This is a genomic window from Runella sp. (genome assembly GCF_027484545.1).
Taxonomy (GTDB): domain Bacteria; phylum Bacteroidota; class Bacteroidia; order Cytophagales; family Spirosomataceae; genus Runella.
Genome location: NZ_JAIXST010000007.1, coordinates 1 through 22,090, shown reverse-complemented (window position 1 = coordinate 22,090; position 22,090 = coordinate 1). Strand labels below are relative to the sequence as shown.

Annotated in this window: 18 protein-coding genes; 12 read left to right on the top strand and 6 right to left on the bottom strand. The window is 44.5% G+C overall.

Annotated features, from left to right (window positions below; genetic code table 11):
• Positions 1–134 precede the first annotated feature (134 nt).
• Positions 135–506: a DUF6331 family protein gene (locus Q0081_RS00520; RefSeq protein WP_298348145.1), complete on the top strand. Its 372-nt coding sequence runs from the start codon at positions 135–137 to the stop codon at positions 504–506.
• 22 nt (positions 507–528) lie between these two features.
• Here the strand turns inward: Q0081_RS00520 and Q0081_RS00515 are convergent, their stop codons facing one another.
• Positions 529–732, bottom strand: coding sequence for a hypothetical protein (locus tag Q0081_RS00515; RefSeq protein ID WP_298348144.1), 204 nt, complete (start codon positions 730–732; stop codon positions 529–531).
• Between the two features lie 6 nt (positions 733–738).
• Between Q0081_RS00515 and Q0081_RS00510 the strand changes: the two genes are divergently transcribed.
• Positions 739–1,506: a hypothetical protein gene (locus tag Q0081_RS00510; protein WP_298348142.1), complete on the top strand. Its 768-nt coding sequence runs from the start codon at positions 739–741 to the stop codon at positions 1,504–1,506.
• 340 nt (positions 1,507–1,846) lie between these two features.
• Here the strand turns inward: Q0081_RS00510 and Q0081_RS00505 are convergent, their stop codons facing one another.
• The 3 genes from Q0081_RS00505 to Q0081_RS00495 form a co-directional block, all read right to left on the bottom strand.
• A complete protein-coding gene (locus tag Q0081_RS00505; RefSeq protein ID WP_298348140.1) occupies positions 1,847–4,264 on the bottom strand; it encodes a hypothetical protein in 2,418 nt (805 codons plus the stop codon).
• Between the two features lie 153 nt (positions 4,265–4,417).
• Positions 4,418–5,353, bottom strand: coding sequence for a metallophosphoesterase (locus Q0081_RS00500; RefSeq protein WP_298348139.1), 936 nt, complete (start codon positions 5,351–5,353; stop codon positions 4,418–4,420).
• An 83-nt stretch (positions 5,354–5,436) separates the two neighbouring features.
• Positions 5,437–6,564 (bottom strand): acyltransferase family protein, encoded by a 1,128-nt coding sequence (locus tag Q0081_RS00495; RefSeq protein ID WP_298348138.1) that lies wholly within the window; start codon positions 6,562–6,564, stop codon positions 5,437–5,439.
• A gap of 101 nt (positions 6,565–6,665) precedes the next feature.
• Between Q0081_RS00495 and Q0081_RS00490 the strand changes: the two genes are divergently transcribed.
• From Q0081_RS00490 to Q0081_RS00465, 6 genes are all read left to right on the top strand, one after another.
• The gene (locus Q0081_RS00490) at positions 6,666–9,245 is read left to right on the top strand and encodes a family 20 glycosylhydrolase (RefSeq protein WP_298348137.1); all 2,580 of its coding nucleotides are present in this window, start codon (positions 6,666–6,668) and stop codon (positions 9,243–9,245) included.
• 20 nt (positions 9,246–9,265) lie between these two features.
• Positions 9,266–10,114 carry an ROK family protein gene (locus Q0081_RS00485; protein WP_298348135.1) on the top strand — a complete coding sequence of 283 codons (849 nt, stop codon included), beginning with the start codon at positions 9,266–9,268 and terminating at the stop codon, positions 10,112–10,114.
• Positions 10,115–10,153: 39 nt separating this feature from the next.
• Positions 10,154–11,407 carry a sugar MFS transporter gene (locus tag Q0081_RS00480; protein WP_298348133.1) on the top strand — a complete coding sequence of 418 codons (1,254 nt, stop codon included), beginning with the start codon at positions 10,154–10,156 and terminating at the stop codon, positions 11,405–11,407.
• A 155-nt stretch (positions 11,408–11,562) separates the two neighbouring features.
• The gene (locus Q0081_RS00475) at positions 11,563–12,726 is read left to right on the top strand and encodes a DNA-binding transcriptional regulator (protein WP_298348131.1); all 1,164 of its coding nucleotides are present in this window, start codon (positions 11,563–11,565) and stop codon (positions 12,724–12,726) included.
• A gap of 247 nt (positions 12,727–12,973) precedes the next feature.
• Entirely contained in the window at positions 12,974–13,519 is a 546-nt protein-coding gene (locus Q0081_RS00470) for a hypothetical protein (RefSeq protein WP_298348129.1), read from the top strand.
• Positions 13,520–13,574: 55 nt separating this feature from the next.
• Positions 13,575–13,724 carry an energy transducer TonB gene (locus Q0081_RS00465; protein ID WP_298348127.1) on the top strand — a complete coding sequence of 50 codons (150 nt, stop codon included), beginning with the start codon at positions 13,575–13,577 and terminating at the stop codon, positions 13,722–13,724.
• Positions 13,725–13,915: 191 nt separating this feature from the next.
• Here Q0081_RS00465 and Q0081_RS00460 read toward each other — a convergent pair whose 3' ends face one another.
• Positions 13,916–15,061 (bottom strand): DNA cytosine methyltransferase, encoded by a 1,146-nt coding sequence (locus Q0081_RS00460; RefSeq protein WP_298348125.1) that lies wholly within the window; start codon positions 15,059–15,061, stop codon positions 13,916–13,918.
• A complete protein-coding gene (locus tag Q0081_RS00455) occupies positions 15,054–15,830 on the bottom strand; it encodes a hypothetical protein (protein ID WP_298348124.1) in 777 nt (258 codons plus the stop codon). The genes Q0081_RS00460 and Q0081_RS00455 overlap by 8 nt, the downstream gene beginning before the upstream one ends.
• Positions 15,831–16,133: 303 nt before the next feature.
• Between Q0081_RS00455 and Q0081_RS00450 the strand changes: the two genes are divergently transcribed.
• The 4 genes from Q0081_RS00450 to Q0081_RS00435 all read left to right on the top strand — a co-directional run bounded on the left by Q0081_RS00450 (position 16,134) and on the right by Q0081_RS00435 (position 21,731).
• The gene (locus tag Q0081_RS00450; RefSeq protein WP_298348122.1) at positions 16,134–17,759 is read left to right on the top strand and encodes a M28 family metallopeptidase; all 1,626 of its coding nucleotides are present in this window, start codon (positions 16,134–16,136) and stop codon (positions 17,757–17,759) included.
• Positions 17,760–17,761: 2 nt separating this feature from the next.
• Complete coding sequence (locus Q0081_RS00445) at positions 17,762–18,718, top strand: glycosylase (protein ID WP_298348120.1); 957 nt, start codon at positions 17,762–17,764, stop codon at positions 18,716–18,718.
• 54 nt (positions 18,719–18,772) lie between these two features.
• Positions 18,773–19,465, top strand: coding sequence for a DUF1080 domain-containing protein (locus Q0081_RS00440; RefSeq protein WP_298348118.1), 693 nt, complete (start codon positions 18,773–18,775; stop codon positions 19,463–19,465).
• Positions 19,466–19,568: 103 nt separating this feature from the next.
• Positions 19,569–21,731, top strand: a complete 2,163-nt coding sequence (locus tag Q0081_RS00435; protein ID WP_298348116.1) for a polysaccharide lyase family 8 super-sandwich domain-containing protein — start codon at positions 19,569–19,571, stop codon at positions 21,729–21,731.
• Positions 21,732–22,090 lie beyond the last annotated feature (359 nt).

Here is a 22,090-nt window from a genome sequence, read left to right as displayed (position 1 = left end):
TTCGGATAAACGACTAAAATGCAATTGCATTAATTGCTCTGTTTCAGAATTATAAAACGTTTTCATAGTACAAAGTTACAAAATGTAAACGTTCAACTTATTTAACTTTAATTCCTAAGAAACAAGACTACTCAATGAAAAATAAAAATGACATTAGCATTGCCGAAAACCTTTGGATTGATTGGATTGAATTTGACTATAAAGAACCTAATCCAAAAGATATTGATGGCTTTCTTGAGCCGACAATAAAACTTTGGAGCGGCTTAGAAGTACATTGTGTCGCCGGTTGTTGCGGAATTGATGCTTTTGGTTTTTGGAGAGAAGATATAAAAAAGGCAGTTGCAAACCTTGATCAAACCTATTTTATTGATGAGCTTAATACGTTAAGATCCAAAATCAGCAATTTGAATACTGAGAAATTAATGAGTGTTCGAATCAACAATCTGTTCCATAAAAATGTATTTTTAAAGCTAATTGATCATATTTCTGAGCAAATTAAAACCTGAAATTCACAGTTGAAACGCTATTTCATACAGACGCCATGCGTAAAATAAATGCAATGAGTGCCAACAAACCAATGTCAGTGGATGTTGTAGCATAAGCAGGAATTGCGCTATTTTTGAGCGACAAATACAAAAGAATAGTAGGCTTTATGAATTGGTTTTTGAGTAACCTGCCAAGAGTAACGCCTGACAAATTGATGATGAAAATTAAAAAGAACTTAGCAAGCATAAAAAAATGATAGAATTTATTCAAAACTTAAAAACAAGAAATGAAACTCTATTTTATTATGGTTTGCTTTGTCTATTGTTATCTATTATTTTTATTATTCTTACAAAATATACAAATACTAAAATTTACAGTGTAAACGCTTGGTACAAGCCTTTTAAATTCGCTTTTTCAACCTTCCTATTTGCATGGGCTATGGCTTGGTATTGCTATTACTTACCAAATTTTAACATTAAAATTTTCAATTGGTCTGTTATTATTTTATTGGGTTTTGAAATTTTTTATATCGCATTTCAAGCAAGTAAAGGACAGCTTTCACACTACAATTTAAGCACACCTGTTTATGCAGCATTATATTCAATGATGGCATTAGCAGCCACTTTAGTAACGCTTTATACAGCATTTGTTGGACTACTATTTTTCACAAACTCATTTCCAGAATTACCCAATTACTACGTTTGGGCTATAAGATTAGGAATAATTATTTTCGTTATATTTTCATTTGAAGGTTTTGCAATGGGTTCAAGACTAAACCATAGTGTAGGAGCATTAAACGACAATTCAAATTGGTTCATCATAGGTTGGAGCAAAACAGTTGGCGATTTAAGAGTGTCACATTTTATTGGTATGCATGCCTTACAAGTATTGCCTATACTTTCATATTATGTTTTAAAAAACACAAAATTGACAATTGGACTTTCTGTTATTTATGGACTATTAGCTTTGCTGACACTCATACAAGCACTACAAGCTAAACCATTAATCAAGACGAAATGACGAATAAAATGTAGTATAACCGAAAGACCAAGCCCCTCGTTGTTCGGGGTGTTCCGAAGGCTACCTCGAACCAAAAATAATCAGCCTGTTTGAAACACGGTAAGTACCCCAAAAGCTACTAATTATTCTTCCAAAATACGGAGTACTCTAAGACAATCTTTGTTTTTACAATAGCAGAATCAGCCCATGCAACTCCTTGGTCAGTAAGCACTTACACAGAACTCATTGACTTTGTAAGCAATAAGGCCGATTACGTATTTGTAAAAACAATGAGTTATCAAAGAGGGGATAATTCCGAAGAATTATCCCCTCTTTTTGGCGTATCAGGACGACAAAGAGTTTACTTTTTCATCAACCAAATCTCCGTTACCTGAGAGCCTCGCTCGCCTTCACCACAATTCCAGATGAAGGTTACTTTACCGTCGGCAGTGGCTTTTTGGGGAACGTCAAATTCAAAAAGAGGTTGTTCGCCCGTTTGGAGAAAATCGTGAATGATAAAGCCATCGTCAGTCGTGAGTTTCATGCGCGAGCGAAAACGTCCCGTGTACGAAATCTTCATTCGGTACGACGACTGCGGGTCTAATTCAGTATAGGCAATTTTCAGCGGTTGGTCATACAACGTTTTGGCCTGCTTCATCCACACGCGCGGGGTGACCTGCCCTTTAAAACCGGTAGCTTTGATTTCGTCCACCCATTCCTCTCCTACCAAGCCTACGCCAAACCCAATACGCGGCGATTGCAAACTGCCCGGATCTTTTTCCCAAGAAACGTCTGAAATCACACGATGCCAGCTTTCAGATGAACCAAAATGGTCGTAAAATCCACCCAAGCCCGGATCGGTACGACGCAGCAATTGGTCAATTTTATGTAATCGCTCCGATTCACTGCTTAGTTTTTCTATTTTGGTCAATTGGTCCAACAGATAGGGGGCGTCATTAAGAGGAATGTCGATATTGTCTACAAAATTGCCCCGTCCCGACATCGCTCCGTGCTTTGCCATGGTCAATTGAGCTCCTATGCTTTTGTACAAAGAATCCGCTAACGTATAGCATTTTCGGCGATAATCGGGCAAAATGGGCCATTTCCACGCGTTTTCCAACGTAGATTTTGCGCGCTGAATGGTTGCCAATGAACTTCCCGACCGTACTCTTATTAGCATATCTTTGGCTTCCTGCTCTATTTCCGTTTCATACATCAGGCGGCGGCGCGTGTAGGCATCAAAATAAGCCCGAATCAGTCCCATCTGAAAACGGGGATTTTGCAAAAGCTCCGGCGACGCATCTGCTTCCATGGTTTGCCATTGCATCAATGTCCGCGAAACGCCTTCGTTGGTCAACAAAGGGCCTCTTAAATTATCTTCCAAAGCCACAAGCCCCTGCGCCACAGACTCTTGGTAGTCAGGTCCAAAAAACAGACGGGCATAATCACGTAAGGTTTCAATGACGGGCGTTTCGGGGTTCCAGTCCTGGTCACTCCACACAAATTTGTTAACGTCGTCGTTGGTGCCTTCCGAATAGCTGATACTTCCCACTCCGTATTCGTCCAAAGCGTTATGAATCACTTTTTCATCGTGCGGGCGCGGATTGATGCTCTCCCTCCCGAGCGTCATGGCGTAGGCCAAATCCCAGTGCGGAACAGGATATTGCGAACTGTAATTGTGCGTAATATCGGGGTAATGTCGAATCGGAATGGAGGCATTGACCACCCGTCGAATCTCCTGCATGGGCATTTTAACCCAAGGCCCAAACACCACACCGCCAAACCACGGATAGTTTTTGTTGACGTGCATGTAAAACGCATCAAACCATTTTTTGGTAGGCCGAAAGACCTGCGGCGAGACCCAAATTTTAGCTTTGGGGTGGTGCTTTTTTAAGACTACCGACATTTTCTCCAACCAGGCAAACAGTACATCGGGCTCCAAATCGCCGGGGTCACCACCGGGCACAAATACGTGGTCCAGCTGAGAAACCGTGGAACAAATCTCGTTTCGTTCTTTCAGTTCTTTTTGAATGGAATCGGGGTGCGTATAATTGGAACCCATGTTGGGATACCACATCCACACGTCGAGCCCGTACTCTTTGCAAATCCGTGCCTGCTCCGCAATCATCTTAACAGCAGGCAATTTCATGTGTCGGCTTGTAGCATAATCGTCGGTACGAGGCGGCATGATCTCAATGCTGTTGGCACCGAACAGCGCCAATTCCCGAATGTATTGGTCAAACTGCTCTACCGTAAATGCATCATACGCGTTGGTTTTGGGACGATAACCCAACTGATGCCCACGAACAGGATAGCGCGGACTCGTGGCCAGCGCCAAGTCATCCGAAACGACCACCAGCGTATGACTGATTTCCATCTTCCGCAGCAACCGACCGACCCCGAACAGAATCCCCCGAGCATCTTTCCCGACAACAAGGACCGCTTTGGTTTCGGGGATTACCAGCAACTTATACCCTTCAGCCGCGATGGCGGGCAGTTTCCGAATTTCGTCCCGAACCCGTAACGAAAACCCAGAAAGGTCACTTTCCAACGCAATACCTACGTAGGGTTTTCCATCCGACGGAAGTTTAGCCAACAACGGCCAATCCAAATGACTGCGTTTTTTGACTTCCTGTTGGAGTATCTCTATACTTCGTCTCAACACCTGCTTATCGGAAATTGACGTGTAAATTCGTGCGTCGGAAATGTCAATGGTTTTGGCAAAACTGGTAAGCCATGTTACCAAAAAAATACAGGCAATCAGTTGTAATTTTCTCATACTCAAAAGTCAGGGCGAAAGCCCGATTCATATTTATTGTCACTTTACCCCACGCTAAAGCATGGGGTTTGAGGAGGTAGCTGAATTGGTTTTTAAAGTCACGGTCTGACTATCGTCTGACCTTTAGTCTAAGGACAGACGATAGGGCTGTCCCTACGGCTTGAACTTCAGGACTCGTGCTCTGATTTCGGGCACTTCATATTCAGGGTTCTGTACGGGAAAACCTACCTTTTCAGGAGGTAGCCCAACCCATTCCGATTTTTTCCCTGCAATCGTGATGGTTCCTTTGGTTGAAATCTCAATAACGGTATAGAGCGGGTCTTTGTAGGGAGCCGTGTATTTTATCCATTTGAAGTCTTTGTCCACTTGCTCGCTGTAGCGAACGTGCCCGTATTCTTCTCCCAGCCATTTGTACGACATGGAATTGATGCAGACGTACCAAATGCCGTTAATTTCGTCCGCCCGGTCGTAGTGAATGTGTCCATAGAAATTGACAATGACTTTATTCTTTTTGGCTTTCTTATTGTGTACTTCCAACATCGCCCGAATGTCGGCCGCGTTGTCCACGCCGTCTTTTCCCAAGCCTTGGTGAGAAAAAATAATGATGGGCGTTTTGGCTTTATCCAGTTCCTCTTCCAGCCACTCCAATTGCTTTTCACCAATGTACTGTTGATAGCCTTTCACTTCGGGCGTTTTTTTGTCGTTTCCGTCCAACACGATGAAATAGAAGCCGTTGTTTTCAAAGGAATAATACGGAGAAGGCATTCCTCGGTAGTCCAGCGCCTGTTTCAACGAATAACCGCCGTCCATTTCATGGTTGCCGATGACCTGGTATTTGAGGCCCGGGTACGATTTCCAAAGGTCGAATCCGTACGCGTATTTCGGGGCAGGCGTACCAAAATCGCCGAGTTCGATGACAAAATCAGGCTTGGCCGTTTTCATGCTGTCCATAAACGCGGTGATACGCTCTTTGGCGTCGTGCATGGTAGGCACGTGAACGTCCGTAAACAGACCAAATTTTACCTTTCTTACTTTTTGAGCAAAGGCAACGGAGGAGATAAAGAGACTGATAATAAGGTAGGGTATCATAGACTTGCCAAGTTTTTGGAACTTGGCAAGTCTGACTGGATTCCAAAAGGAAAGAATTTTCATAAAAAACATCGGAATTACACTTACAATTTGATAAATATCTTTTTACGGTACAGAAAATACGCGGGGATAAAGTTAACCGAAACAAAAAACAGCGCATACAATAGACTGGCTAAATTGGGCGTTGCGCCCAAAGTTATCAACCCATTGACCGCATGCTCATTGAGGGAATGTTCCCCAAACTTTGCCCCATAAAAGAAAAGCGCTAAAATATCTCCCAACACATACACCGCAATGGCGTTGGCACCGAAAATAATTCCGGGCTGCGTGCCTTTGGTTTTCCCCAATATATCCACCATAAAATACAGAGCGCCGAGCAGCAGACACGCAAAACCGGAGGTTACGAGCACAAACGAACTTGTCCAAAGATTTTCGTTTACCGGAAAACCCAATCCCCAGAAATAACCCAAAGCCGCCGAAAATACGCCTGCCGTCATGAGGTAATTCACTTTTTCGTTGGGCGTCAATTTACTTTGCAGCAACCGCCCCGCCAACATTCCCGAAATCCCCGACACGATGGAAGGAAACGTACTCAGGATACTTTCCGGGTCCCACGTACCCTGCCACATTTTACCCGGCAAAAACTGAGTATCAAACCACGCCACGAGATTGAATCCGGGCTCCAGCATCACTTTCCCCATGCCCGGTGTCGGAATGAGTGTCAGCGCCAACCAATAGACCACCAAAATTATGGCACCAGTCCACGCCTGTTGTTTCCAGTTTGTATTTAGAAACAAAACAGCGCACCCCAAAAACACAAACGCGATGCGATGCAATGTACCCGTCCAGCGAATATCGTTGAAATCAAACGTGGGCATCAGGTTCAGAAACATTCCAACGGCAAAAATCTTCAGCGAACGAATAACGATCTTTCTGTAAAGCTTGCTCGCGTTACAAACGCGAGCATTTTGGAAACCGGCGTTTGCAACGCCAATCCGTGATTTTGAATACGCAAAAACAATCGAAACCCCCACCACAAACAGAAAAATGGGTGCAACCAAGTCCGTAAAAGAAAGGCCGTTCCACTTGGTATGGCGCAGCGTGAAAAAGACGTGCTCTTCACTGCCGGGAAAATTAACCATGAGCATCGCAGCAATGGTGAACCCACGAAGCGCGTCCAGCGAAATAAGTCGGTTGGTTTGTGGTAGCATCAAAAGGATTGGATTAGGGAATTGTTAAAAATTACTTCAACAGCCGATGGTATTTTTAATACGTGCCACAGTATTATTAGGGCTATTTAACCCCATTAATTATGCGTAATATTTTATACAATACATTTTTGTTCCTGATAATTTTCGTTCTTAACGGCTGTAAATCGTCCGAAACCGGGAGTTTTGACCAAGCTGCCAAGGTGGCCGTTTCTTGGGAAGTGGTCAGCAATTTTGCGGCCCCCCCTGACGTATTTGAAGCCAAATTTTACTTAAAAAATAACGGAAACCTTACCTTAGGCGACAGCAGTTGGGCTTTATTTTTCAATATGGCACCCCGCCCTTTGCTGCCTTATTCCACCCCTCAACCTGCCCAACTCGAACATATTAACGGTGATTGGTACAAAATGACGCCTAATAAAGGGTTTCATCTGGCTCCCGGCGATTCCGTCACGGTAAGTTACAAAGGCACCGAAGGGATTGTCAAAGAAACCGACGCGCCGTTGGGTCTGTACTTTGTATTTTATGATAAAGAAGGAAAAGAAAGTCAAATTGTACAACTCGCCCCTTGTACAGTGGTGCCTTTTACCAAAAAAGAACAATTACTGCGCGGCCCCAACGACCAAGATCCGATTTTGACCCACGAATACCAATACAAAGAAAACTTGGGCGTCAGTCCGGTCAACGCAGACCAATTATTAAAAGTGATACCCAGCCCGGTGAAGGTAACCGCAGGAAAAGGCACATTCACGTTGACGTCCGCTGCTTCTATTCACTACCAAAACGGACTTGAAAGCGAAGCCAAACTGCTCGCCCAACGGCTGAAAGAATTGACAGGAAATGAGTTTGCCGTAAAAAATGCGGCCCCAGCGGCCAATACGATTTCATTACAAACGGGTAAAATCGCCGTCAACGGCATCAATAAAGAAGCGTATCATCTGACCATCGACGACAAAGGCGTTTCCATCATCGGAAGTGATGCTGCCGGGGTTTTTTACGGCACCCAAAGTCTGGCGGCGCTGATTCCAACGAAGGCTTTTGTTCAAAAATCCACTTCTGTCGGTTTGGACTACGTGCAAATCGAAGATGCGCCGCGCTTTCATTTTCGCAGTATGCAGCTGGACGTGAGCCGTAATTTTCAGGATAAAGAAACCATTTTGCGTTTGTTAGATGTCCTGGCATTTTACAAGTTAAACCACTTTTTGCTGTACACCACCGAAGACGAAGGCTGGCGATTGGAAATTGACGGCTTGCCCGAACTGACGCAGGTAGGTGCCCAACGTCAACACATTTCTTCGTATAAAAATGCCGCACTGCATCCGGGCTATGGCTCCGGGCCTGTTGCGTACGACAAAGGCAAACACGGCAGCGGTTTTTATTCCAAAGCCGATTTTATCGAAATTCTCAAGTACGCCACGGCACGCCACATCAAAATCATCCCGGAAGTAAACCTTCCCGGACACGCTCACGCGGCCATCAAAGCCATGGAAGCGCGCTATGAACGGTTGATGAAAGACGGCAAAGAAAAAGAAGCCAACGAATACCGACTCATTGACCCCAATGACCAATCGGTGTATTTGTCGGCGCAGGGATACAAAGACAACGTGGTGGACGTAACGCGGGAATCCACCTATCATTTTTACGAAAAAGTCACCGACGAAATCATTAAAATGTACAAGGAAGCGGGGCTAACCTTAGACCTCTTTCACATCGGCGGCGATGAAGTAGCCAACGGTGCCTGGACAAAATCGCCTTTGGCACAGGAGCTTCTCAAAAAAGACCCAAGCATTGGCAACGCATACAACTTACACCCGTATTTTATTCGTCGACTGCTGCCAAGCCTGAAAAAACGCAACCTGCAAGTTCACGGCTGGGAAGAAGTTTCCATGATCAAAGACAAAGACGGTGCGCTGAAAGTTAACCCGGAGTTTGCGGGCAAAAATGTCATCCCCTACGTCTGGAACAACGTATTTGACCCGGATATGGGCTATAAAATCGCCAACGCAGGTTATCCGGTAGTCCTTTGTAACGTGACCAATTTCTACTTTGATTTGGCCTACAACAACGACCCCAAAGAGCCCGGACTCTACTGGGCGGGTTTTGTAGACACCCGCGACAATTACACGTTTGCGCCTTACGATATGTTCAAAACCACCTACACGACGGCCATGGGCAAGCCGATGGTATTTGACAAAGTAGAGCGTCTTAAGCCTGAAGCACGCAAAAACATCATGGGTGTAGAATGCCAACTCTGGAGTGAAACCGTAAAAGGGCGCGACATGATGGAATATTACACCTTGCCCAAACTGATGGGATTTGCCGAAAGCGCCTGGAGCGCCGAACGCCCGTGGGAAAACATTTCCGACAAAGCCACGCGTGAAAAGGTCATTCAAACGGGCTGGAATGTGTTTGTAAATACGTTGGCACAAAAAGAGTTGCCGCGCTTGAGTTATCTCAACGGCGGTTACAATTATCGAGTACCGTTACCAGGTACCCTCGTTGAAAACGGCACACTAAAGGCTAATAGCTCTTTCCCAGGGCTGACCATTCGATACACCACTGACGGCAGTGAACCGAGCGAAAAATCGACGGAATACAAAAATCCAATCAACGTCACGGGAACCGTTAAACTGAAAAGTTTTGACGCTGCGGGCAAAGGCAGTCGCACGGTGAGTATAAAATAAAAATCGAAAAAAGAGTGACCATGACAATAGGTGTAGATTTAGGAGGAACAAAAGTAAAGGCGGGTATCGAAAAGAACGGTTCCATCATCCACCAGAAAACTATATTTCTCCAACAAAAGGATTCGTTATCAGCTACATTAAGTCAATTGATTGACCTCATCAAACCGCTGACCCATTATTCCGCGACCAGTATCGGCATTGGCGTACCATCGGTGGTGGATACCGAACGGGGAATTGTGTACAACGTTGCCAATATTCCTTCTTGGGAAAAAGTAGCCTTACGGGATATTTTGGAAGAAGAATTCAATTTGCCCGTTTTTGTCAACAACGATGTCAATTGTTTTACGTTGGGAGAACACCGTTTCGGCGTGGCCAAAAACTATAACTCAGTAGTAGGAATGACCATCGGGACGGGATTGGGTTCAGGCATAATCATTGACAATCAGCTGTATATCGGCAACAACTGCGGCGCGGGAGAAATAGGAATGCTTCCCTACCGCGACCACAATTTTGAATATTACGCCTGCAGCAACTTTTTTGATGTCGTACACGGTACCAGTGCGCTGGAAGCCAGCCGTGCAGCATTGGCCGGCGATAAAAAAGCCATTGGATTATGGTCAGAATTCGGCGTTCATATCGGATGTGCTATCAAGGCCGTGATGTACGTATTTGACCCCGAAGCCATTATATTAGGCGGTTCCATTTCCAAAGCCTATCCTTTGTTTAAAGCGGGAATGTTGGAAGCACTCAACGATTTTGCCTATCCGCAATCGCTCAAACTCCTTAAAATAATGCAATCCCAAGACGATACTATTTCGCTGCTGGGTGCCGCTGCCTTAGTTTCTCAAGATTTAAAGGTGAAAGTTTAATAGATTAGTGGTAAAATTGACGCTCGTAAACCCAACTTCATGAAAAGCAATACCTTTATTGTCATTCTCATTTTTCTCATTTTCTTCGTCATTTCTTTTCTCAGCAACATTCTGGGACCCATTATCCCCGACATCGTCGACAGCTTTCAACTGAGCATTGGATTAGCGGGTTTTTTGCCTTTTGCGTTTTTTGTGGCGTATGGCGTAGCTTCCATTCCTTCGGGGATTTTGGTCGAAAAATACCGAGAAAAAAAAGTGCTGCTTTGGGCATTTATGATGGCTTTCGGGGGGGCATTGTTGTTTGCCATAATGCCTACATTCACAGTGGCTTTGCTTTCGCTATTCATCATCGGCATCGGTATGGCCATGTTGCAGGTGGTGATTAATCCGTTGCTAAGAGTAGCGGGGGGCGAAGCCAATTTCGCTTTCAACTCGGTGATGGCGCAGCTTTTTTTCGGGGGTGCTTCCTTTCTGAGTCCGATGCTGTACAGTTATTTGGTTTTAAATGTGCACGGAACGTCGGACACCAATGCTCTTATTACTACGCTTAACCAACTTGTTCCTGCCGACCTGAAATGGGTTTCGCTGTATTGGGTGTTTGCGGTCGTAGCTTTTCTGATGGTGGTTGTAATATGGTTTGTCAAATTCCCCGAAGTAGAACTCAAAGAAGACGAAAAGATTGATACCGAAAACGCCTTCAAAGACTTGCTCAAAAATCGTTACGTACTTTTATTCTTCATTGGAATTTTCTGTTACGTGGGCACCGAACAGGGCATTGCCAACTGGACGTCCAAATTTCTCCAAACCTACCACAACGTAGACCCCGCCACCGAAGGTGCCTCGGTCATTTCTTATTTTTGGGGATTGCTCACTGTTGGCTGTGTCTTGGGATTGATTTTACTCAAAATCTTCGATAGTCGTCGGGTATTAACTTTATTCACCGTCGGTGCCATTATTTCGGTATTGGTGGGTTTATTTGGCCCCGTTGAAGCGGCTTTGTATGCCTTTCCGTTGAGCGGATTCTGCGCTTCGGTCATGTGGTCGATCATTGTTTCGTTGGCCCTCAACTCCGTTCCGTATCACCATGGTACATTTTCAGGGATTCTTTGTTCGGGCATTGCGGGTGGCGCGGTGGTTCCGCTCATCATCGGCGGATTGGCCGAATTGGTCGGGCTGCGCTTGGCAATGTTGTTTTTGATGATTACTTTAGGCTACATTTTGAGCATTGGACTCTGGGCCAAACCCCTCGTAACCAACGCCACCGTTAAAAGCTGGAAAAAACTTTTTGCGTAGCCTGATGCAGTTAACCGTTATTTGTTAATTGTTATCTGTTTAATAATAAGCCATTATCAAAGAAAATCGATTTGGTAAAAAACAGAACCAATTAATTTACTGACAATAAACGGATAACGGTTAAACAGATAACAGTCAACCCAACTCCGTAACTTATGTACAAGATCATTCTCCTCATCGACTTTGCCGAAGAATACAGCAAGGGCCTGTTGAAAGGAATCTCCAAGTATTCCAAAGAACACGGCCCCTGGATTTTCTGTCGGATGCCGTTGTTTCAGCGCGAAACGATTGGGATTGACGGAATCTTGGAATGGGCCTTGGAGTGGGAAGCCGACGGAATCATCGGGCAATTGTACAATGATCCCAAGATCAGCAAGATCGTGGAAGCGGGAATTCCCGTCATTGCGCAGGACTTTAAAGAACGTTTCAAAGAAATCCCCAACATCACCGGCGACCACTACGAAGCGGGGAAGATGGGAGCCGAATATTTTCTCCGAAAAGGTTTTAAGAACTTTGCTTTTTACGGTTTCAAAGACATTGTTTGGTCGCGCGAGCGGGCCGACGGTTTTGAAGACCGGGTCAAGAAAGCGGGGCATCAGGTGCATTATTTTGAGCACATCATGGCGCGGTCGAGTGAGTTGTGGTACTACAAACCCAGCCCGCTGAGTCAATGGCTTAAATCCCTGCCCAAGCCCATTGCTCTCATGACCTGCGACGATAACCAAGGGCAGCACATTACCGAAGCCTGTCGGCAATCTAATATCCGCATCCCCGAACACGTAGCGGTGTTGGGGGTGGACAACGATGAAATGATTTGTGAATTTTCGGACCCTCCCCTTTCCAGCATCGGACAGGACACTGAAAAAGGAGGCTACGATGCGGCCAAGTTGCTGCACCACATGATTGAACACGGCACAGCTGATTATTACGATATCATCGTCAAACCGACGCAGATTGTCACGCGCCAATCCACCGATATTTACGCCACCAACGACCGCTATATCGCTTCTTCTTTAAAATTCATTCACCAAAATAGTGATAAAAACCTGCAGGTGGAAGATGTAGTGAAGCAGGTTCCTCTGTCAAGAAGGGCTTTAGAGCAACGTTTCCAGGACATTACGGGCTATCCTATTTACAAGTACATCTTCAATCTTCGCATCGAAAAGTTCACGCAAAAACTCATCGAAACCGACATGACGGTTTTTGAGATTGCGCTGGAAATGGGCCTTACCGACAGCAAAAACATTGCGCGGCAATTCCGCCAAATCAAAGGCTGCACACCCATCGAATACCGCAATGAACATTTGGCGGGGAAGTGAAAAAGCCCTATTCTTTTGACCTACAATTTATGTTCTTTTAAGGCACAGTTCCTATTTCCACTAACCTTCCTAAAATTGATATTGTTACAACCTTTAGCAGGAGAAAGGTTGATAAAGAGAACAAAGCCAAAGGCACTGATTTATGTTATTTATATGTTGTTTTATTTACAAAATTTATCCTAATAGTCGGACAGTATCAAAATTTAGAAAAATCAAGGTAGTTTTGCCTAAATTATCTGTTAAGATCATGATACATTTCGCTACCCTACTCATGCTGATTATCAGCCTGCAAATTAGCTCTTTACATGCACAAACTTCCGCTCCAACAACGGAAGAAAATCATAAAGCACAAGCCGATAAGCTATACAAAGAAGGAAAATACGAACAGGCTAAGGCAAGTTATGAAAAAGCAAAACAATTGCCCAGAAAGGAAGCCGATGACTATTTGATTGATCAAATAGCGAACTGTGACCGATGCATAGGGCATTTGAAAGCCCTTGAGGAGGTTGCAAAAGACCCCAATTCTCTAAAAATTGCCTTAGTGATTTACGAGAAAATTCTTGATACAAATCCTCAGGACAGCACTATTCGGCATAAACTGATAGAAAACTCCTGGCAGAGCGCCAACCAACGATTCCGCGAATTGGACTTTCGGAAAGCCGCTGAATTATTTAAAAAAGCAAGCGACTATCCCGACTCTCCTTTCATCCACAAGGCCAGAGAACTTATAGACAGCTGCACTATCTTTCAGGATAGTATGATAGCGGGTTTTATTGCTCCGCACGTAGATTAGGTTGCTACCTTTGCAACAGGTTTGAAAAGGGATAGGATCCGTCATCAGCAACAATATGAAATACCCTGATAAAGCCGTTTCTCAAAAAGTAAGCGGCAAAGTGTGGGTATCGTTGGTGGTTAATGAAAAAGGCAAAGTCATCCCCGAAACAGTAAAAACGGCCAAAGGCATTGGAAGCGGGTGCGACGAAGAGGCGGTGCGCTAAGTAAAATTAATGAACAACTGGCACCCCGCTTTTAAATGGGGCAAACCTGTCCGTTTTCAAACCACGATGTCGATCAATTTTGTTTTGAATTGAGACATTGAAGATGTTTACACCTGCAATGCTGAAAAAATTATTGTTTAGAGCTTTCGCCTGCGACAGAATGGAAATATAGGAGCCTTTTGTTGTGTCGCTTAAAATAACTTCGTTTGTTCACCAACTTCAAATACTATTTCCTGCGTTCTACCATCCAAAAACTCTAATGCTTCCCGAACTTTTAACGCGATTTTTTCGGCAAAAATTACAGGAACAGCATTGCCAATTTGAAGTTGTAATTCTCGTTTGTTGTTTCCATAAAAAATCCAGTCGTCGGGAAAGGTTTGAAGTCTTGCATATTCTCTTGCTGTAAATGGTCTCAACTTACTTGCCTTGATACGCCAAAGTTTGGCCTCGCTATCAGGATTGCGAACATACATTGCGCCTTCCCTGTCTTTCGTTATTCGTTCTGCAATAACGTTGCCCTTGCCCCAACCCCAAACTGTTGCAGTATCAACCGCTGGAAAAGGAGAATCAAAATCTCTTACTGGATTACCTTCAGAGGCGGTTCTGCTAAAACGAACCGGAATAGCCTTTTCAGAACTATCAAACGGTTCATCAGTTTCCGTATGTGCATAACTTTTAAACCCCCAAGAAGGATCGTGATTGGGCAAACTAATGGATAAATCCTGCCCTAAGTCGTATAAAAAATCTTTAATAGAAGTTTCTTTAGATTGTGGCTTAGGGAACTTAAAATGTTTTAAAGTATCTGCTTTATAAGCAATAAAAATAAACCTGCGTCTTGTTTGGGGAACACCGTGCTGTGAAACTCTGAAAAAGTCAAAAATGGTTGTATAACCTATTGCAGCCAATTCATCTGAAATTTGCTGTGCAAAGGGCTTCCCGGTTTCAGGATGTGTCATTGTCCGCAAGTTCAAAACATTCTCCATCACAATCACTCTCGGCTGCATATGATTTGCAATACGGACAACTTCACGATATAAGGTATTGCGTTCGTCAGTCTCATTTCTATTGCCCCCAAGTGAAAAACCTTGACACGGAAAACCCGCCAGTAAAACGTCAAGTCCTTTTCTAAATGATGGGTTATAATCTCTCACATCACCGTGTACAATTTCCCAATTGGGTCTATTCATCCGCAATGTTTCCACTGCATAGTCGAGTATTTCGTTTGATTCCGTATGTTGAAAACCTGCAAGTTCAAAGCCGAGGTCAAGCCCAACTGCTCCTGCAAATAATCCAAGAAATGTATAATCTGTTTTATTTTCCACTCCGATGCTAAACATTGTTGCTTGGTTTTAGAGGTGGTAAAACAGGTATAGCTGCAACTCTTTCCTTAGGTTGACGCTCTTTGCATAAGTCGAAGACCCCTTCAAGGTTTGTTAAAGTATCAAGAGAAGATACAGCGTTTCTTGTTTCATCTTTCAGATAGTAGAAAAACGAATTTCCATATTTATCAGTTCTTACAATCTGTTCCGTGATGTTTTTGATATCCTTTATTTTTTCAAAGTCCGCCTTTTTAGCGACAATAATCTGTCGCATATGAAACTTGCTGATTTTTGAATTGAGCGGATTAGGGTAGGTGTACATCTTGCGATGTCTTATTGATCCTTCGCCATACGGGCCGTGATTATATTCTGTGTAGTTTGAATACTTTGATTCTTTGTGTAGCTCAAAGTCATAATTCAGAAAATCACCGTCTAATAAAATGAGTATTACAATATTTTTACTTGTTGTATCAAGTAATGCAAATAGATAGAAACAAGGTATAATAATAGTCTCAATACCAACTTTAATCATTGTTGAGCCACAAGGCAAACAGCTATTGTAGTCAATGGTCAACCCTCTTGAATCGCTTCCGTTTTGTTTTTGAATCAGCTTTTTAATTTCTAATCCAACAGTTGTTCCGTCTGTTTTGTCCCGAATAATAATGTCAGGCGTTGTCAATGCACCGGAATGATAAATTTCAAAATTAGTAGGTAAAGCTTTTTTAATTTCAAGCTCAATCCAAGTATCAAATGGGTCGTCCTGTACAGTTCCTACAATAGATTTCAATCGTAGGTCAATGGGAATACCACCTTTGCCAATCCTATTAATCAGCTCCCTGTATATATCAATAATTATTTTCAGTTCTTTTATTAAAGTGTTATATGTCCTACAAAGGTAGGGATTTAGAGCAAGTCTGCCGAAGAATTGTAGAGTTTGTCTGAGTCATTGAAGCTAAAAACAGGTCAGCAGCGCTCCTCACTGCCAATGGCACTACTCTGTTATACCCCTCCCATTAAAATCCCCTCTCTCCTTGAATTTATACCCCTTCTATCTCTATCTTTGATGATTCACTGAATCCCAAATCATCACATGAACCACAAGTTGATTTCCGCATTTATCCTACTCAGCACCGCCTTTTTTCTAAGCTACAAAGCCGACGATTCGGCCATTAATGGTAAGGCGTTTGACAAATATATCAAGGTATTGGCCTCCGATGAATTTGAAGGCCGCAAGCCGTTCAGCCCCGGCGAAACTAAGACCATCAACTACTTAAAAACCGAATTTGAAAAGTTGGGACTGAAACCCGGCAACGGCAAAAGCTACTTTCAGGACGTACCGATGGTGGATATTATGTCTAAGCCTGCCGGACCGTTGGTCATGAAAGGCAAAGACGGTGAAATATCCCTCAATTACCTCACCGATTTCGTAGCCGCCACGCGCCGCGTGCAGGACCAAGTCAAGGTCGACAACTCCGAAATGGTGTTTGCCGGCTACGGCATTGTAGCACCTGAATACGGCTGGAATGACTACGCCGGTCTCGACGTAAAAGGCAAAACCGTACTGGTATTGGTCAACGACCCGGGCATTGTGGACGACAACCTGTTCAAAGGCAACACCATGACCTATTACGGCCGCTGGACGTATAAGTTTGAAGAAGCCGCTCGGCAAGGTGCTGCCGGTGTGCTCATTATTCACGATACCGGCCCGGCAAGTTATGGCTGGTCGGTGGTGCGGAGCGGTTGGTCCAAATCAAAATTATACCTGCAAGCCGCCGACGACAACCGTTCACGCGCCGCCATGGAAGGCTGGATCACACTTGAATCGGCCAAAAAACTCTTTAAAATTGCAGGTGTACAGCCTGATGTGATGCACGAAGCAAGTAAAAAAGGTTTCAAGCCCGTTCCGTTGGGCGTAAAAACATCGTTGGTCATTGATAACCAAATCAAGAAATCCACTTCACACAATGTCATCGCATTGCTGCCGGGCACGACGCGCGCCAACGAATACGTGGTCTACACTTCCCATTGGGATCATTTCGGCAAAGGCGAAGCCATCAAAGGAGATTCCATCTACAACGGAGCCGCCGACGATGCTTCAGGAACAGCCGCGTTGATGGAAATTGCCATGGCGTTTACCAAACTGAAAAAGAAACCCGCCCGCTCCGTCGTCTTTTTGGTCGTAACAGCCGAAGAGCAGGGGCTATTGGGTTCCGAATATTACTGTACCCATCCCGTCTATCCGTTAGACAAAACCGTAGCCGATATCAACATGGACGTGTTACAGCCTTTTGGCCGCACGAAAGACGTGGTCATCGTTGGTAAAGGGCAATCTGAATTGGACGAATACATTGATGCTGAGGCAAAAAAACAAGACCGATTTACCCGCCCAGAACCCAATCCTTCGGGCGGTTGGTATTTCCGCTCCGACCATTTCAATTTTGCTAAAGTAGGTGTCCTCTCCTTATTTATTGAAAACGGAGTTATCTCCCGCGAGCACGGCGAAGAATGGGGAAAAGCTCAAAAAGAACAGTTCAATCTCTACCGCTACCACATGCCTACCGACGAATACAATTCGAGCTGGGATTTGACAGGAATCGTCGAAGACATGAAACTGCTGTACGAAGTAGGGCATCGCATCAGCAACGAAAGTACCTTTCCGGGATGGAAAAAAGGCTCTGAATTCAAGGCGGCCCGCGATAAAATAATGAGCAAATGAGTATGAATCTACTTTCACTAAAGTCGCTACTGCCGTTGATGGTGTTTTTCACCATCAACTCCTTCTTTCATTCGCCTGAGAATGTTGGCGGTGAAAACACCACCAATAGCGCAAACGCATCGAATGAATTTCCGACCGAAATCGTCAATTTCAAACCCTACGGTCAAAACCCTATTTTTTCGGGAACAGGCAAAGCGGGGAATTGGGACGAAAAAATCAGGGAACGCGGCTATATTCTGCGAGAAGGAAATACTTATCATCTATGGTATACGGGCTACAAAAAGGAGAAAAATGCAGTGATGCATTTAGGCTATGCCACTTCTTCCGACGGTATTACGTGGGCTCGTTATTCCGAAAATCCTATTTATGACTTGGGTTGGGTGGAAGACATGTCAGTCATTAAGTCTGACGGTACGTATTACATGTTTGCCGAAGGAAAAGATGATGTGGCACACCTGCTTACCTCTACTGACCGCATTCATTGGAAAGAACAGGGGGCCTTAGACGTACGAATGACCAACGGTCAACCCATCTCAAAAGGGGCGTATGGTACACCGGCCATTTGGAAAGAAAAAGGCATCTGGTATCTTTTTTACGAGCGCGGCGACTTAGGCGTTTGGTTAGCTACTTCCAAAGACCTCAACATCTGGACCAATGTACAGGATGAACCCGTTTTGAAAATGGGCCCCGAAACCTACGACCAATTTGCGGTAGCCATGAATCAAGTCATCAAGTACAAAGGGCTTTATTACGGTTTTTACCACGCTTCGGCCTTTAAAGATTGGCACGAATGGTCGATGAACGTGGCGGTTTCCAAAGATTTGATTCACTGGAAAAAATACGAGAAGAATCCCATCATCGGCAATGACAAATCCAGCGGTATTTTGGTCCACGACGGGAAGCAATACCGAATGTACACGATGCACCCCGAAGTGAATGTTTACTTTCTGGGAAAGTAGTTTTACTATTTTCGGGCCTTATTGTTCTGAAAATAAACTGCTTTTTTCCTGATTATGAACCCCTTTTCCACCATTTTGTTTTTCTTTGCCTTATTCAATACACAACAAAAATCCGACTGGGTTTGGCTTTTCAACGGAACTTCTACCGACCAATGGGTTTCGGCCAAATCTGACCAATTTCCCAAAGAAGGCTGGGCGATTGAAAACAAAACTTTAGTTGTCAATAAAAATACAAATGGCAAATGGCAAGAGGCAAAATTGGTGCGCGGAGGCGATATTATTACCAAAAAGACCTATTCCCGATTTGACTTAGAATTTGAATTCAAATTGGCACCTGGAGCAAATACGGGCTTGAAATACTTTACAAAAAAATACCCCGACAGCTCCATCTTAGGCTGTGAATATCAACTCATTGACGACACCGGCAACAAAGACATTGCCAACGATACCAACGACAAACGTCGCACCGCCGGATTGTATGAATTATTTGCACCCACTTCGCTTCAGTTAAAACCCATCGGCGAGTGGAACAAAGGCCGCATCAAAGTGGAAGGGACCCAGGTAATTCACTGGCTCAACGGCGTCAAAGTCGTAGAATACACCATGGGCAGCCCCGAATTCAAAAAAGCCAAAGCAGACAGTAAATTCAAAGACGTGGAAGACTTCGGAACTGCTCCCGGTTATATTTTACTCCAAGACCACGGCGATGAAGCCACTTTTCGCAACATCCGCATTCGGGAGTTGTAATTGATTTCCCGTTTAACTTACCCATTACTTACTTGTGATTTCTTTGCACAATAATGCAAGAGTTCACTACCTACAAAACTGAGTCACTCCTAATCTATCCCTCATGAAACGAATAATTAACGCGTCGTTAGCGCTCTTGCTCTGCGGAATGTTTTCCTTTTTCTGCACCGCCCAAACCAAGGATTTAGAAATAATAAAAGGAAGAATCATGACGGAATTGATGAGTTCCAACGTCGGCGACAAGGCCGTGGAAGCCATCATCGCCAATATGAACGACGACGGCAGTTTTCAGGGAATAAACTACGAAGACCTCAGCCGAACCGCGAGCTTTCCGCACGGAGGCCACACCCGCGATTTGGTGTATTTGGCCAAGGCCTATAAAACCAAAACCTCCGCTTTTTATCAAAACAAAAAAGTAAAAGACCTGATAACGAAAGGGTTGGAATACTGGGTAAAATATGATTTTGTGGGCGACAACTGGCACGACAATCAAATCACGACACCCACCAATTTAGGAAATCTGATGCTGGTCATCGGGGATGAACTGCCCAAAGACTTGGTCGAAAAAGCCCAACCCATGATCGGCCGCGCCAATATGAGCGCGTCGGGTGCCCGCCAAAGCGGCGACCGAATCGTGATTGCGGGGATTTTGGCCAAAAATTTACTCTTTCGGGGCGATGCCAAAGAGTTTGACAACATCATCAAGATCATTGAAGGGGAAATGAAATTTGCGACGGGTGAACGCGGCATTCAGCACGATTACAGTTTTCACCACCGAGTAGACCGCGTCAACAATACTTCCTCGTACGGATACGGCAAATACGCTAATGCGTACGGCGAATGGTCATTCTATGTAGCCGGCACCAAGTACGCGTTTTCCAAAGAAAAAATAAACCAACTGGTAGACTATTATTTAGACGGAATTTACAAACAAATGGTGTATGGAGTCTACGAAGACATCAGCGTAAAAAATCGCAGTATTTCACAGAAAGTCAATGGTTTTCAGCCGCAAAGCACCCTCGAAATTGAGCGAGTATTGATCAGTACCGATTACCGTAAAAAGGAGTTGGAAGAGATTATCCGACTCCGAAAAGGAGAAGCAAAGCCTTCGCAATCGTTTGCAAAATTCTTCTGGCAAACCGAACATTTTGTGTTTCAGCGGCCCGGGTTTTACACCACTGTTCGGATGTTTTCTACCCGCAACCGCAACATGGAAGAACCCTACAACGGCCCGGGCAAAACCACCCACCACCGCGCCGACGGGACCAACTACCTGATGCTCAAGGGCGACGAATACCACAACATTTGGGCGGTGTACGACTGGCAAAAAATAGCGGGAACAACCATCATGCAAAAGCCCAAATTGTACGGTCCGGAAGACATTCAAAAAGAAGGCTTGACGGGCTTTGTGGGAGCAGTGACCGATGGTTTATACGGAGCCGTAGCCTTTGATTTCAAAAGTCCGCACGATATGACCGAAGCCAAAAAATCGTGGTTCTTTTTTGACGAAGAATACGTGTGTCTGGGCACCGACATCAAATCCAAGCCCGATCTGCCCGTCGCCACGACCATCAATCAGGTGTTGATGCGAAGCGACGTAACCGTCATGCAGGACGGCACGAAAAAGACCCTCCCGCAAGGCAACCGAGTGGCCGAAAAGGTGAAATGGGTATACCACGACAAAATAGGGTACATTTTCCCAGAACCCACCACCATCAACCTGTCCAATCAGGTAGAAACGGGGCGTTGGTCGGACATTACGGACCAGAAAAACATCAGCACCGAAGTAGTCAAAGAGGATGTGTTTACCCTATGGTTCAATCACGGAAATAAGCCTAACGGCGCGTCTTACCAATACATTGTCGTGCCCAATGTGTCGGAGCAGCAACTGGCCGGCAGCGCGAACCGTTCCATCGAAATCCTTTCCAACACCCCTGATTTACAGGCCGTAAAACACGCCAACTTAGGAATCATTCAACTGGCTTTTTATAAGAACGGCGAAGTGGAAATCGCCAAAGGTGCCAAACTACGAATGGACAGCCAAGGCATGGCAATGCTAAAAATGAACGGCAATCGACTGAAAGAACTCACCCTCGCCGACCCTTCCCGAAAATTGAGCCGCATGACCCTCACTGTGCCGGGCATTTACACCGCCAAAGGAGAAGGCTATTTTTCCGTACCGGACAGCAAACAAAATACGACCTTATTGGTGGTAGACTTGCCGCAGGGGGTTTATGCGGGTAAAAGTGTGAGTGTTAAATTTTAGGGAGTAAGGTTTTTAATGCTGTTGAGGGTGTTTTTCACCCTCAACTTTTTATTTGTAGGAGAGATTGGGCTGTGAGGCCACTACCAAGGTCATAAATGAGTTAAAATGTACGGTTCACCACCCTTCACAAGTGTGTTCAACTCAACAGAATTCTGATGACTGGTGTAGAAGTGGTTGTGAATTAGAGTGGGATTGTTCGGACTGCAATGGATAAATCATAAATACATTCCATATTTTATGTATTTTTAGGTATTGTAAATAAAAGTGGCATTTTGTTATCTAAGCAGCTTGCTGCCAAAACTGTTGCCATTTATGGTTAATTTCTACCGTTTTGAGAATAGCAAGACTTTCCGAACCAT